The 13,819-nt window shown below is 48.7% G+C and carries 14 protein-coding genes; 5 read left to right on the top strand and 9 right to left on the bottom strand.

Annotated features, from left to right (window positions below; all coding sequences use genetic code 11):
- Positions 1-52 precede the first annotated feature (52 nt).
- A complete protein-coding gene (locus SAR116_RS00575; protein WP_049757462.1) occupies positions 53-364 on the top strand; it encodes a hypothetical protein in 312 nt (103 codons plus the stop codon).
- A gap of 91 nt (positions 365-455) precedes the next feature.
- Complete coding sequence (locus SAR116_RS00570) at positions 456-1,382, top strand: DMT family transporter (RefSeq protein ID WP_041860680.1); 927 nt, start codon at positions 456-458, stop codon at positions 1,380-1,382.
- Between the two features lie 18 nt (positions 1,383-1,400).
- Here SAR116_RS00570 and SAR116_RS00565 read toward each other — a convergent pair whose 3' ends face one another.
- From SAR116_RS00565 to SAR116_RS00535, 7 genes are all read right to left on the bottom strand, one after another.
- The gene (locus SAR116_RS00565) at positions 1,401-2,546 is read right to left on the bottom strand and encodes an iron-containing alcohol dehydrogenase (protein WP_013044988.1); all 1,146 of its coding nucleotides are present in this window, start codon (positions 2,544-2,546) and stop codon (positions 1,401-1,403) included.
- The gene (locus SAR116_RS00560; RefSeq protein WP_013044987.1) at positions 2,546-3,961 is read right to left on the bottom strand and encodes an aldehyde dehydrogenase family protein; all 1,416 of its coding nucleotides are present in this window, start codon (positions 3,959-3,961) and stop codon (positions 2,546-2,548) included. The genes SAR116_RS00565 and SAR116_RS00560 overlap by 1 nt, the downstream gene beginning before the upstream one ends.
- A complete protein-coding gene (locus SAR116_RS00555) occupies positions 3,930-5,297 on the bottom strand; it encodes a glutamine synthetase family protein (RefSeq protein ID WP_013044986.1) in 1,368 nt (455 codons plus the stop codon). Before SAR116_RS00555 ends, SAR116_RS00560 begins: the two co-directional genes overlap by 32 nt.
- 74 nt (positions 5,298-5,371) lie before the next feature.
- On the bottom strand, positions 5,372-6,694 hold the full coding sequence (locus SAR116_RS00550) for a TRAP transporter large permease (protein WP_041860992.1): 1,323 nt from the start codon (positions 6,692-6,694) through the stop codon (positions 5,372-5,374).
- A complete protein-coding gene (locus SAR116_RS00545) occupies positions 6,694-7,239 on the bottom strand; it encodes a TRAP transporter small permease subunit (protein WP_013044984.1) in 546 nt (181 codons plus the stop codon). Before SAR116_RS00545 ends, SAR116_RS00550 begins: the two co-directional genes overlap by 1 nt.
- Before the next feature lie 72 nt (positions 7,240-7,311).
- On the bottom strand, positions 7,312-8,358 hold the full coding sequence (locus SAR116_RS00540) for a twin-arginine translocation signal domain-containing protein (protein WP_013044983.1): 1,047 nt from the start codon (positions 8,356-8,358) through the stop codon (positions 7,312-7,314).
- Positions 8,359-8,486: 128 nt separating this feature from the next.
- Positions 8,487-9,272, bottom strand: coding sequence for an N-formylglutamate amidohydrolase (locus SAR116_RS00535; protein WP_013044982.1), 786 nt, complete (start codon positions 9,270-9,272; stop codon positions 8,487-8,489).
- A gap of 115 nt (positions 9,273-9,387) precedes the next feature.
- Between SAR116_RS00535 and SAR116_RS00530 the strand changes: the two genes are divergently transcribed.
- The 3 genes from SAR116_RS00530 (at position 9,388) to glnA (ending at position 12,372) form a co-directional block, all read left to right on the top strand.
- Positions 9,388-10,260: a MurR/RpiR family transcriptional regulator gene (locus tag SAR116_RS00530; RefSeq protein WP_013044981.1), complete on the top strand. Its 873-nt coding sequence runs from the start codon at positions 9,388-9,390 to the stop codon at positions 10,258-10,260.
- A 266-nt stretch (positions 10,261-10,526) separates the two neighbouring features.
- Entirely contained in the window at positions 10,527-10,865 is a 339-nt protein-coding gene (locus tag SAR116_RS00525; protein ID WP_013044980.1) for a P-II family nitrogen regulator, read from the top strand.
- Between the two features lie 97 nt (positions 10,866-10,962).
- Positions 10,963-12,372, top strand: a complete 1,410-nt coding sequence (glnA, locus tag SAR116_RS00520; protein WP_013044979.1) for a type I glutamate--ammonia ligase — start codon at positions 10,963-10,965, stop codon at positions 12,370-12,372.
- Between the two features lie 313 nt (positions 12,373-12,685).
- On the opposite strand, the gene SAR116_RS00515 is transcribed toward glnA, so the two are convergent.
- Together SAR116_RS00515 and SAR116_RS13065 are read right to left on the bottom strand one after the other, a co-directional pair.
- Positions 12,686-13,258: a hypothetical protein gene (locus SAR116_RS00515; RefSeq protein WP_013044978.1), complete on the bottom strand. Its 573-nt coding sequence runs from the start codon at positions 13,256-13,258 to the stop codon at positions 12,686-12,688.
- 5 nt (positions 13,259-13,263) lie between these two features.
- Positions 13,264-13,746, bottom strand: a complete 483-nt coding sequence (locus SAR116_RS13065; protein WP_013044977.1) for a YMGG-like glycine zipper-containing protein — start codon at positions 13,744-13,746, stop codon at positions 13,264-13,266.
- Positions 13,747-13,819 lie beyond the last annotated feature (73 nt).

The following is a 13,819-nucleotide window of genomic DNA, read 5'->3' as shown; positions in this document are numbered from 1 at the left end:
TATTTATTGCGTTACGGTTTCCTTTACAAATAAAATTGGAAAAGGTGATCTGATGAATACCGTTATGATCTGTAGTGCCACAATCGCAACAGTATTTGGCCAGCCTATAGAAATTATGACCACAGAACCACAATCTGATAATCCAGAAATATATGTAGTTACCTATAAAAGGCCTGATGACGGCACAGTATGGGTAAACAAATGTAAAGTTGAAGGTGACAGAGTGATATGGGGAGCAATTGATGGTCGATGGCGAACCCATAATCTGGATTCCAAGATTACCTTTTCAGAGAGTAAAACCCATGTAACCATCACTGAAGTATACAGTGATGGTTCGGCCACAACCAAACAGTATCCAAAATAATCTTAAACCCCCTACAGACAGCTTTCCAATAGCGCGCGGGTGTTCTCCACTGTCATCTCAACCGGATTACCACCCACACTAGGATAGGCCAATGACTGATCATTCAAAAATCATAGGCATAGCATCCGCATTGGGGGCGACGCTCTGCTGGGGGTCAGGCACGCTCATGTCTAAAGACATCTTGGACATATTTCCGCCGACATTGCTTCTTGTCGTGCAGATTTTCTGTAGCGTCGTTCTATTATGGGTTTTTGTTATCATCAGGCTACAAACACACCCTCTTAGATTAATGCCCTTATCAATCCGTGAAATCGCGGCCTTTGCTTCGCTGGGCATACTTGAACCAGGCATGGCCTATTTGCTGGGGCTTATTGGCCTGGTTCATGTTGATGCCAGTGACGCGGTCATAATTCAGGCATCTGAATCAATGATGATCGTGCTTTTATCCATCGTAATATACGGCATCATTCCCCGAATGAGGTTTGTTTTCCTGCTCGTCATTTCGTTTATCGGCCTTTATCTTGCCTTGAAAAGCCCATCTGGCGTAACGCCAAGTCAGGCGGTGAATTTTGGCTATCTTCTTATTTTTCTGGGCACTGCCGCCGCCGCACTCTATGTCGTTATTTCGGGTAAATATGCGGCCAAATACGACCCTGCCTTTATCGTAGCATGCCAGCAAACTGTCGCGTTGATTTTTGCGCTTATGCTATTGCCTATGGGGCTTGATGATTTTTCGACTTTGAACGATGTTAATGCCAACTGGCAGGCTTGGCTCTATGCAGGTTTTTCCGGTGTCGTGCAATATGCCTTGGCGTTTTCGCTGTACATGGTGGCGCTTCGCCATATTGGGGCAAATATTTCGGGCAGTTTCCTGAATTTGATTCCGGTATTCGGTCTTACCGGTGCTGTTCTGTTTCTGAATGAAACACTGACAATGTTGCAATTAATAGGCACCGGCATGACCATAATTGCCGTCGCACTTGTTAATGTGGAGCATCTGAAAACCGAAAAACCCTAAGCTTAACCGCCTAACCCCCTATAGACAGCTCTCCAGCAAGGCGCGGGTGTTATCCGCTGTCATCTCAACCGGATTGCCACCTACGCTTGGGTCAGCCAGCGCCGAGGCAACCAGACTGTCAATATCGGGGTCTTGCACGCCCAGCGCGGTCAGGTTTTCGGGAATACCCAGCGTGCTGTTCATCATGCCGACAAAATCATGAAACCCGTCAAAGCCGCCTTCAATACCCATATATCGGGCGGCCATCCCGATCTTGTCTTCAATAGCTGGGCGGTTAAAGCGCAGTACCGCCTGCATGACCACGGCATTGGTTGTGCCATGATGCGTATTATGCACCGCGCCTAGCGGGTGCGCCAGCGCATGCATCGCCCCCAGCCCCTTTTGAAAGGCTGTCGCGCCCATCATCGCGGCGCTCATCATCTCGCCGCGCGCGGCCAGATTGCTGCCATCCTGAAAGGCGACGAGCAGATTGTCCTTGACCAGTCGCATGCCTTCGAGCGCAATGCCCTGACTCATCGGGTGGTAATGCGGTGAACAATATGCCTCAAGGCAATGCGATAGCGCGTCCATGCCGGTGCCAGCCGTTACAAAACCGGGCATGCCAACGGTCAGTTCGGGATCGGCAATAACCACGGTTGGCAGAATTTTCGGGTGAAAAATGATTTTCTTTTCATGCGTTTGGCTATTGGTGATGACCGAGGCGCGCCCCACTTCGGACCCGGTTCCGGCGGTTGTTGGCACCGCAATAATCGGCGCAATCGCATCGGCATCGGCGCGCGTCCACCAGTCGCCAACATCCTCAAAATCCCATAGCGGGCGCGTTTGCCCCACCATAAAGGCGATCACCTTGCCAAGATCCAGTCCCGAGCCACCGCCAAAGGCGATCACCCCGTCATGCCCGCCTGCACGATAGGCGGCAATACCATCATTGACATTACCTTCCGTCGGGTTTGGATCAACCTCGCTAAACAGCCCCCTGCCCAGACCAGCCGCTTCCATCAAATCGAGTGTTGCCGTTGTAATCGGCAGGCTGGCCAGCATTTTATCCGTCACCAGAAGCGGCTTCTTCATGCCAGCTACAGCGCAGGCATCGGCAATTTCACCAATGCGGCCAGCGCCAAAACGGATTGCGGTGGGATAAGACCAATTAGCAGTTAATGTCATTATAGTGCCTTTTTAAAATGGAAAGATTTTGGCCGTGTCACATTGTGATAGCCGATTTCGGAAAGCCCGCCGCCACGACCGGTATCCTTGCACCCTGTCCAGCACAAAGCCGGGTCAAGATAGTCACAGCGATTGACAAAAACGGTGCCAGTTTCGATCTGGTCGGCAATCGCAGTCGCCCGTGCCATGTCTTTTGTCCATAGTGACGCGGTCAGGCCAAAATCACTATCATTCATCAGCCGCACAGCCTCATTATCATCAGCCACTTTCATGATTCCTACAACCGGACCAAAGGATTCTTCGCGCATCACCCGCATCGAATGATCCACATCAACCAGAATTTGCGGCATCAGATAGGCGCCATCATCTTCTGGAAACAAGGCCGGATCGATCAAGGCGGTGGCACCAGCTTCAATGGCCTCGGCTGTTTGCGCCCGCACCTCATTGGCAAAGCGCGCCTGCGCCATTGGCCCCAATGTGGTATCGCTATCCAGCGGGTTGCCCAGCTTATAGCCGCTGACAATCGCGACCGCCTTGGCAACAAAATCATCATACAGGCTTGCCGTGACATATATCCGTTCGATCCCGCAACAGCATTGCCCCGAATTGAACATCGCGCCATCAATCAATGTATCGACCGCCGCATCCAGATCGGCATCTTCCATGACATAACCCGGGTCTTTACCGCCAAGCTCCAGTCCGAGATTGGTAAAGGTGCCTGCCGCCGCTGTCTCGATATGCCTGCCACCATCAACCGACCCGGTGAAATTGACAAAACCGAATGACTTTGCCGCAATCAGATCAGCTGTCACATCATGCCCCATAAACACATTCTGAAACACGCCTTCGGGCATGCCAGCAGCCTGAAATGCCTGTGCTAACCTTTCACCAACCAGCGGCGTTTGCGAGGCATGTTTCAGCATTACCGCATTGCCAGCTATTAACGCGGGCGCAACCGTATTGATCGCTGTCATATAAGGATAATTCCACGGCGCAATGACCAGAACAACGCCATGCGGCACGCGCTTTATATAACGTGTGAAGCTATCACTATCTTCAATCATGATCGGGGCTAATGCCGCATCGGCAATATCAGCCATATAGCTGGCTCGCTCGGTAAAGCCGCCAAATTCACCACCATAGCGCACCGGCCGTCCCATTTGCCACGCTAGTTCGGGGACAATCTGGTCATTCATGTCACCTATACGCGCCACCGCATCACGGACAATTGCCACACGTTCGTCAAGCGGACGCATCGCCCAGGCGGCCTGCGCATCGCCAGCATGTTTGACCGCGTCAAAAGCCGCCGCCTTGTCCATCAACGGACGCTCGGCATAGATCGATCCATCAATCGGCGAAATACATTTCAGATATGATGACATGCTAGCCTCGCTCAAATCCGCGGGCGACTTCATAATCTGTCACCTTGCGGTCAAAATCTTCCTGCTCCCAGCGTGCGGCACGGACATAATGATCAATCACGTCATCGCCCATTGCATCGCGTAGCATACGTGACTCATCCAGTGCCACCGTGGCTTCACGTAGCGTTTCGGGGATCGACCGTGCAGCTTCTGCATTATAGGCATCACCGCTAAATTCCGGCTCCAGCTTTTGCTTGGCGTCAATTCCTGCCAGCCCGGCAGCCAGTTGCGCCGCCAACGCCAGATACGGATTCAGATCCGATCCACCAACGCGGCATTCAACGCGCACGCCTTTCGTATCGGGGGCCACCACACGGTAACCGGCGGTGCGGTTATCGACTGACCAGATTGCCTTTGTCGGGGCAAAGGTGCCTTTGGCAAAGCGCTTATATGAATTGATATAGGGCGCCAGAAAATAGGTAACTTCACTGGCATGTGCTAGCAGTCCAGCCAGATAATGCTGCATCAATTCGGACATGCCATGGGGGGCAGAGTCATCAAAAAAGGCAGGTTTGCCATCTTCTGTCCATAATGACTGATGTATATGGCTAGACGAGCCAGCCGCGTCATGATGCCATTTTGCCAGAAAGGTTACAGCGCGGTCATTTAAAAAGGCGATTTCCTTTACCGCATTTTTGACCAGCACATGCGTATCCGCCATTGATAGCGCATCTGCATAATGGATGTTGATTTCCGCCTGACCGGCATCGGCCTCGCCTTTGGTGTTTTCAACCGCGACACCGGCACCAAACAACCCGTTACGGATCTGGCGCATCAATCCTTCTTCCTTGGTGGTCTGGAAGATATGATAATCCTCGTTATAGGCGCTGATCGGGGTCATATCGCGATAGCCTTTATCACGCATCGCGTCAAAACTCTCGCGAAACACAAAAAATTCTAGTTCGGTCGCGCTGGCCGTTTTCAAACCATAATCAGCTAGTCGCGCCAACTGCTTTTTCAACACTGTACGCGGGGCATGTGGCACCAGATCATGCGTGTGATGATCGAGCAGATCACATAGCACCATTGCCGTTCCTTCCAGCCAGGGCGTTACCCGCAACGTGTCCATATCAGGCCGCATGATGTAATCACCATAACCGGATTCCCAGCTGGTCGAGGCATAGCCCTCTACCGTTTCCATTTCCAGATCAGTTGCAATCAGGTAATTACAGCAATGCGTTTCTTCCCATGCGCTATCAACAAAATACTGAGCATGAAAGCGCTTACCCATCAAACGACCCTGCATATCAGGAAAGGCGGCAATAACCGTATCAATGCGTCCGTCGGCAACCTGCGTCTTTAGTTCATCAAAAGAAAGATTAGGTTTCATAAGCTGTTATCCTCATTTTCAAATGCCCTGCAATCTAACGGGCCCCATCAATCAGACAGGTAAAGCGATCAACATTATTTATTATAGACATAGTCTGGCAACCACAGCGCAATTTCCGGGAATACCATGACCATGACCAAAGCCAACACCATCACAAATACGAACGGAATGACCGACCGGTAAATATCGATGATGCTGATATTAGGTGGTGCCATAGCTTTCATCAAAAACAGATTATAGCCAAATGGCGGCGTCATATAGGCAATCTGACAGGTGATTGTATAAAGCACCCCGTACCAGACAAGATCAAAACCCAATGCCTTGACCAACGGTACATAAAGCGGTGCCACGATCACCAACATCGCCGTATCATCCAGAAATGTACCCATCAGCAAAAATGACAATTGCATCAGAATAATGATCACCCAGGGGTTCAGACCCAATTGCCCGACAAATAGATTTTCCAACGCACGTCCGGCACCCAGCCCGTCAAAGACCGCGCCAAAGGCCAATGCCGCCAGAATGATCCACATGAACATACATGAAATACCCAATGTCTTGCGCATTGAATTTTCAAAGACCTCGCGCGACATCCGCCCCCTTAGGCACGCCACAACAAAGGCCGATACCGCACCCAAAGCCGAGCTTTCAACCAGACTGGTCCAGCCATTCACAAACGGCACCATCATCGTGACAAAGATGAATACCGGCAACAAACCTGCCCGCAAAAGACGCATTTTTTCCTGCATCGGTATATTCAGTTCTTCGTCTTTAAGTGCAGGTCCTAGATGCGGTTGTAACCGGCATCTAACTGCTACATAGACGATAAACAGAAACGCCATCATCAATCCCGGAAACACACCCGCAAGCCATAATTGCCCCACAGGCTGGCGTGCAATCATCGCATATAGCACCAGCACCACAGATGGCGGCACCAGAATGCCAAGAGACGATCCAGCCTGAATGACACCGGTAATCATGATCTTGTCATAGTTGCGCTTGAGCAATTCTGGCAAGGCAATCGTCGCGCCAATAGCCATTCCCGCCACCGACAGACCATTCATGGCCGAAATCAGCACCATTAGCGCGATCGTACCAATCGCAAGACCACCATTTATCGGCCCCATCCAGACATGAAACATGCGATATAGATCATCAGCGATGCGGCTTTCCGACATCACATAACCCATAAAAACAAACATCGGCAATGTCAGCAACGGGTACCATTTCATCAGCTTCATCGACGCGGTAAAGCCAAGCTCCGATCCGCCAGTGCCATATAGAAAAAAAGCTGAAATTACAGCCACAAAGCCAATCGCGGCAAACACCCGTTGCCCGGTCATCAGCAACAACATCATCGACGAGAACATTAATATTGCAATCGCTTCGTAAGACATCATGCGTCTCCCACATGATCTGATGAATCATGCTTTGATGCGTCATTTTTTAATGATTTGATTTTGATAATGTCACGGAAAAACTCTGCAACAGATTGAAGTAACATCAAAACAATCCCTACGACCATGACCAGTTTGACCGGCCACATATAGGGTTGCCACGCTGAATAGCTTCGTTCGCTAAATTGTAATGAATAGGACAGGCTGTTAATGCCACCATATAAAAGAAAACATAAAAACACGAAAAGACAAATCACCGTGACCGCGTCAATACATGCCTTTTCATAATCACTTTTGCGGCCATAAAGCAGGTCCATGCGCACATTGCTACCCATCTGAATCGAATATGGACCACCAATCATATAATAACCGACCATGACAAACTGCGCTAATTCAAGCGTCCATAAAGACGGGCGGAAAAATACTTTTGAAATAGATGACCAAAATAAAATAGCCAGCATAACCAGCAGCAAATACATCGCAAAGCGGCCAAACCGATAATTCAGCTTGTCTATTGTCGCAACATAGGAATGAAGTAAATGCAAGGGTTCTGACCTTAATATGAAGAAAAACTCACTAAGCCTGCCGAAACAGGCCTAGTGAGCGTAGCAGATATTTTACGAGAACGAATATGGAATCCCGGCCGAATTAATAACTTTCCGGTAATCACGGAAAATATTCACAATCTTCTCGGCGGTTTCCCCAGTTTCTGAGATTTCCTGCCAGAATTTATCGGCAGCATCTTCGACTTCACGCCATTCATTCTGCGGAATTGAGCGAAGCTGAAGCTTGGTTCCTGTTGCCCGTAGCTTGGCCTCACCACCCCAATACCACTGGTTACGGTAATGATGCCCGCTTTCAATAGCCGACATGACCACACTTTGCAGATGCTCAGGTAGATCAGCCCAGCGCTTTTCATTGACAAAGAATGAACCAATCCAGGCACCAGAAATATTATTGGTCAGGAAGTAGTCAGTAACATCCGCCCACCCAACAGTATAATCCTCGGTAATACCCGACCATGACATGCCATCCAGTTCACCTGTCTGAACCGCCACTTCGGTATCTTCATAAGGGATCGAAACCGGCACAACGCCAAATTGGCTCAGGAAACGCCCAGCTGTCGGGAATGTGTATAGCTTCAAACCATCAAGATCGGCCAAGCTGGTGATCTCTTTCTTGGTGTTAAAGTTACACGGATCCTGACCTGCTGCTGACAGCCATTTTACGCCGCCAACCTTTTCATAGGCCTTGGTCCAGATATCAGCCAAACCATATTGGTGAAACAGAACTGGCACATCCAGCGCATGACGTGTTGCCATTGGGAAATAGCCACCGAACACACGTACTTCAGCTGGTGATGCCATTGAATCATCATCCGAATGAACGGCATCGATGGTACCTGTCTGCAAAGCCCGGAACAACTCGCCAGTTGGCACTAGCTGATCAGCATAATAAAGCTCGATTTCAAGCTCGCCTTTGGCGGCTTCATTGATCTTGTCAATCACCGGCTTTGTTACATGCTCACCAAGTGCCGCACCTGCATAAGTCTGGAAGCGCCACTTAATGGCTTGTTGTGCATGTATCGCCGGCGCACCTAATGTCGCCGCCGCGCCAACAACGGCCGAGCCACCTAAGAATTGTCTTTTAGTAAGTTTTTTCATTTTCGTCTCCTCTTTGGTTGTTAATTATTCTCAAACGCACTTAATCAACAGATTTTATTCAGCCGCCCAACGACTCATCAATAATAACAAATGCCTCGGCTTATCTTGCCAACGCCATTGCGCCACCATCATGCCGCCACCTCACCTTTATGCAACTTCCCAAGCACATCACGTAATAATGCTGCAATCATCTCAGCTATCTCTTTTTGAGCAATATCAGTATGTAAAAGCGCATTGCTAAATTCTAACATCACATTCAGATAGCCATTTTCCAAACCATGCTGCCTGAGCGTGTGGGTAACCCCATGCTGGGGACCGTAAGGTTCATTCCGCATGACCTTTAGCGTCGTATGCCTTGATGCATGTTCAAGCATGAGGTCGGCAAGACGCTGATCACTATCATGTAGGATGCCAAATTCGACATCTCGTGCCTGGCCCCGATAAATGGGCGTAAAGCTGTGAATCGTCACCAGAACCGGTTTATCCGACATTGACGCCAGCACATCTGACAACAGGCTTTTGAATGGATCATAAAACCGCGCAACCCGTCGCGCACGCTCATCTTCATCAATCACCTGATTGCCAGGAATCGCCCTGCCTTCGCTTGACGCAGGCATCGCGTCAAGCGCTTCGGGAGGACGGTTACAATCATAAATTAGCCGCGACACATTACTATGGACAAGACGCGCATCAAGCATATCTGCCAAATGATGGGATAGCCCCAGCGCGCCCGGATCCCAGGCAATGTGACTGGCCTGATCATCATCGGATAGACCCAGCGCCTTATATTCAGACGGAATGAAATTTGAGGCATGTTCACAGACAAGCAGAATAGGCGAAGTCGCTTGCGGATTGACCAATGTGGCAACCTGCTTGGTATTTTCTGCATAATCATCATCGATAACAGTCATCATGCAACTCCTTATGAAGATAATTCTTCATCTTTAAACGCCCTGTCAAGAAATTTACTGAAAAAAATTCTTCATCTCTGGCTTTAATGTGTAGTAATTTACAATGGAGAGGTGTTACGTGACCGATAAAAACCTGACTGTAGCTGAACGGCTGAAAAGCCAGTTTGACAATCTGACGCGGGCTGAGCGCCAGCTTGCCGCCTGTATTCTGGAAAATTATCCAGCTTCGGGACTTGGTACCATCACCACGCTTGGCAAACGCGCCGACGTATCGACACCCACTGTTGCCCGCATGGTGCAAAAGCTTGATTTTTCGGGTTTCCCTGATTTTCAGGCCGCGCTTCGTTTGGAAATTGAAGCCAAAATATCCGACCCGATCACCAAGCGTGAAACATGGTCCGAAAAGGCACCAACCGGACATATTCTGAACCGCTTTACCGATGCCGTCATCAGCAATATCAGCCAGTCACTTGGCCAGCTTGATACCGAAACATTTGATCGGACATGCGCGCTGGTCGCCAATATCGATCAGCGTGTTTTTGTCGTTGGTGGACGAATCACTCGCGCTTTGGCTGAATATATGTTCCTGCATTTGCAGGTAATACGTCCTGATGTGACGCATATTCAGTCTATTTCAAACGCATGGCCGCATTACCTGCTTGATGTCAAAGAGAACGATATTGTGATTGTTTTTGACATCAGACGTTATGAGACCAGCACTTTGAAACTTGCCGAAATTGCGTCTGAAAAGGGTGCAAAAATTATCTTATTTACCGATCAATGGGGCTCACCTGTCAGTAAATTTGCCACCTATAGCTTTACCAACCAGATTGCTGTGCCATCGGCATGGGATTCGTCAGTGACCAACCTGCTCTTGCTTGAGATTATGATTGCCGAAATTCAGGAGCGAATCTGGCCAAACACCCGCACACGCATGGAAAACCTTGAAGATATGTTTGATCGCACCCGTTTTTTCCGCAAATTCACCTAAAGCTGAATGAAATCAGCCAGAGCCAACTTTGCACAAAATTTAAGCAACCTGCTTAATCTATAGTCAATTTCTTGAAAATCAGTCATCACCCATAAGTCTAGAACCAAGCCCGTCTTGTTTAGACACGCATAACACAAGACTATGTGTCAGTTAAATAAGTGATCTGACGCTATTATGGGAAATGCAATCCAAATCAGACGCTTTATATGTGACACACAAACCATTCTGCCAATCGTAATGGCAGATGGGAAACTGAAAGCAGCATTATGAAAAAAATCGAAGCGATTATTAAACCGTTCAAGCTGGACGAGGTTAAAGAAGCGCTACATGAGGTTGGTATTCAGGGCATAACAGTGCTTGAAGCCAAAGGATTTGGCCGCCAAAAAGGACATACAGAATTATACCGCGGCGCTGAATATGTCGTGGATTTTCTGCCCAAGGTAAAAATCGAAGTGGTGATTGAAGACAGCATGCTTGAGCGTGTTGTTGACGCCATCCAGCAGGCCGCCCAGACCGGACGTATTGGTGACGGCAAAATCTTTATTTCAACAATCGACGAAGCGATCCGAATCCGCACCGGCGAACGTGGCGGAGACGCCGTTTAATCTATGTAAACCCCGGCGGGATATCTTGCCGGATATGACCTTATTTTGCCTATATCAAACCACAGGCAAATGACCAAAGACATGAAAGGATTCCAGTATGTCTGACGCAAAAGCTATCATGGAAATGATCCGTGAAAATGATATTACCTATGTTGATCTGCGCTTTACCGACCCGCGCGGCAAGATGCAGCATGTAACCCAGCATATCGACACAATCGATGAAGAAACATTGGCCGAAGGCTTCATGTTTGACGGTTCGTCAATCGCAGGCTGGAAAGCCATCAATGAGTCCGATATGACCTTGATGCCTGACCTGTATCGCGCCTATATCGACCCGTTCTTTGCCCAGCCGACTTTGGCATTGTTCTGTGACGTGCTGGAACCAGGTTCAGGTGCCGCCTATTCGCGCGACCCACGCGGAACAGCAAAGGCCGCTTTGACCCATATGGAAGGTCTCGGCATTGCCGATACTGCTTTCTTTGGACCAGAAGCCGAATTCTTTATCTTTGAAGATGTCAAAATCGACGTCTCAATGAATCGTGCCATGTATCAGGTCGATTCAGTCGAAGGCCCTTATAACGGCGCCACCGACTATCCCGAAGGCAATATGGGTCACCGTCCGGGCGTCAAAGGCGGCTATTTTCCGGTTCCCCCGCTTGATAGCGGCCAGGATATCCGTGGCGAAATGCTGACTGTCATGGCTGGTATGGGTGTTAGCGTTGAAAAGCATCACCATGAAGTGGCGCCGTCACAGCATGAGTTGGGTGTGAAGTTCGGCACCTTGCTTGAAACGGCTGACAATATGCAGCTATATAAATATGCCGTGCATCAGGTTGCCCATGCCTATGGCGTGACGGCAACCTTCCTGCCAAAGCCGATCGCTGGCGATAACGGCTCAGGCATGCATGTGCACCAGTCACTCTGGACAGATGGCAAGCCTCTGTTTGCGGGCAATGGCTATGCTGACCTGTCTGAAAGTGCGCTTTACTACATTGGCGGCATCATCAAGCATGCCAAGTCATTGAACGCTTTCACCAACGCATCAACCAACAGCTACAAGCGTCTGATCCCGGGTTATGAAGCCCCTGTGTTGCTGGCCTATTCGTCAAAGAACCGGTCTGCATCATGTCGTATTCCGCATGTGAATTCGCCAAATGGCAAGCGTGTCGAAGTCCGCTTCCCGGATGCAACCGCGAACCCATATCTGGCCTTCTCGGCCATGCTGATGGCTGGCCTTGACGGTATCCAGAACAAGATCCACCCGGGCGATGCCATGGACAAAGACTTGTATGATCTGCCTGCCGAAGAGCTAAAGCAGATCCCGACAGTATGTGCATCTTTGCGTGAAGCGCTTGAGTCACTTGACGCTGATCGTGCCTATCTGACCGCAGGTAACGTATTTACCGACGAACAGATCGATGCCTATATCGAGCTCAAGATGGAAGAAGTCATCGCACTCGAGCACACACCGCATCCAGTCGAATTCCAGATGTATTACTCATACTAATAGGCATTACTTAATTCTGCATTACGCCGAATAAACAGCCTGAACGAAACCCCCGGATCGCCTTTGCGGTTCGGGGGTTTTATTTGGATAAACTGTTAAACAATTTAAAACTTATTCATGTCACTACGATTAAAAAATCTGACCAATGATGAGCGACAAGCTTTGCATAGCCGACTGAAAACATCATGTGACCTTGGCCATGCTTGCTTAAAAGCCCACAGTCATGGATGATCTAGTTACAAAACCGAAGTGACAATCCATGCACCATCACCCTGACCGATAAGCACATCATGGTCAGTGTTCATGCAGACATTTAATGCGGTTTGCAATAACGATAAAGTTCACTCTCAATATCATTGAACCCTTCAATCGGAATTTTGAATTTTATGAGACCTGATTCCCTATCACTTGACCGACCGATAAGCATCTTTCCAGATCGAATGTTACTTATAAACTGGCTAGCTTTTCGATGGTTAAACACCATCAGATAGTTTTCATTTGTCTTCATTAATGTCTTTTGTGGTGGCCTTTTATCCACGCGATATTCAATATTACGCGTGCCATCACCATTTACCCTCTCGTTGGTTAGAATGACGACATAGGGTTTTGTATTTGCCTGGTCACACTTGATGACAAGCATATCCTCGGTTTTTTTGTTTGAAAATTGTGAACCGATAAGAACAATGCCGCGTTTGCGCGAAAAATCTTCTTCAATATCCTCAATAATTGTATTTAAAATAACACTTGTTTCATCGGTAAAATCATCAGTGATCAACCTCACCTGCCAATCTTTATGAGTTCGGATGACTGTTTCAGCCATTGCCAACTTTGGAAGAATAAACAGACACACCATGAAGATGCTGAAAAGAGCAGTAATTCTGAACATTCCTTTTACCCTCCGCCAAAGCCCTCGGCAGATAGGATTTTATAGCCACGGTCTCTCATGCATCTGTCAACAACGCCGGTTGGGCCAAACTTGGCAATAGTTCTTGAATAGTCAATGTTACTAGCACCTGACGCCGCGCCGATTGCACCACCATAAATTGCCCCAGCAGTAGCCGAACGCCCCGTATGATAATCGTTGGTATCGCCAACAACCTGACCAAGAACAGCACCAGCCAGCGCTCCAATCAGTGCCGATTTCTGCGCATCCTCAATTTCCTTTTTGCGTTGCGCTTCATAGCTTGTCTGCACCCGCATCCCCAACATGCGACATTCATCCAGATCTTGATGATAGGAAGCAACATCATAGCCCTGCCCCTTCACATCGATCACCGGTGCATAGCCGGAAATATCAATACTGGCTGACTCGGATGCACACCCGGCCAATATAAATAATGCCGCCACGGCACCATGTTGTTGTTTCAATGACATTGATGTCTCCCAAAATAATGTGAAAGCTAGGATAACAACCAAACTTTAAAAAAACGTTAACCCCATCAACGCC

It is taken from the genome of Candidatus Puniceispirillum marinum IMCC1322 (genome assembly GCF_000024465.1).
Lineage (GTDB): Bacteria > Pseudomonadota > Alphaproteobacteria > Puniceispirillales > Puniceispirillaceae > Puniceispirillum > Puniceispirillum marinum.
The sequence above is the reverse complement of the archived record's forward strand: the minus strand, read 5'-3'. Positions and strand labels throughout refer to the sequence as shown.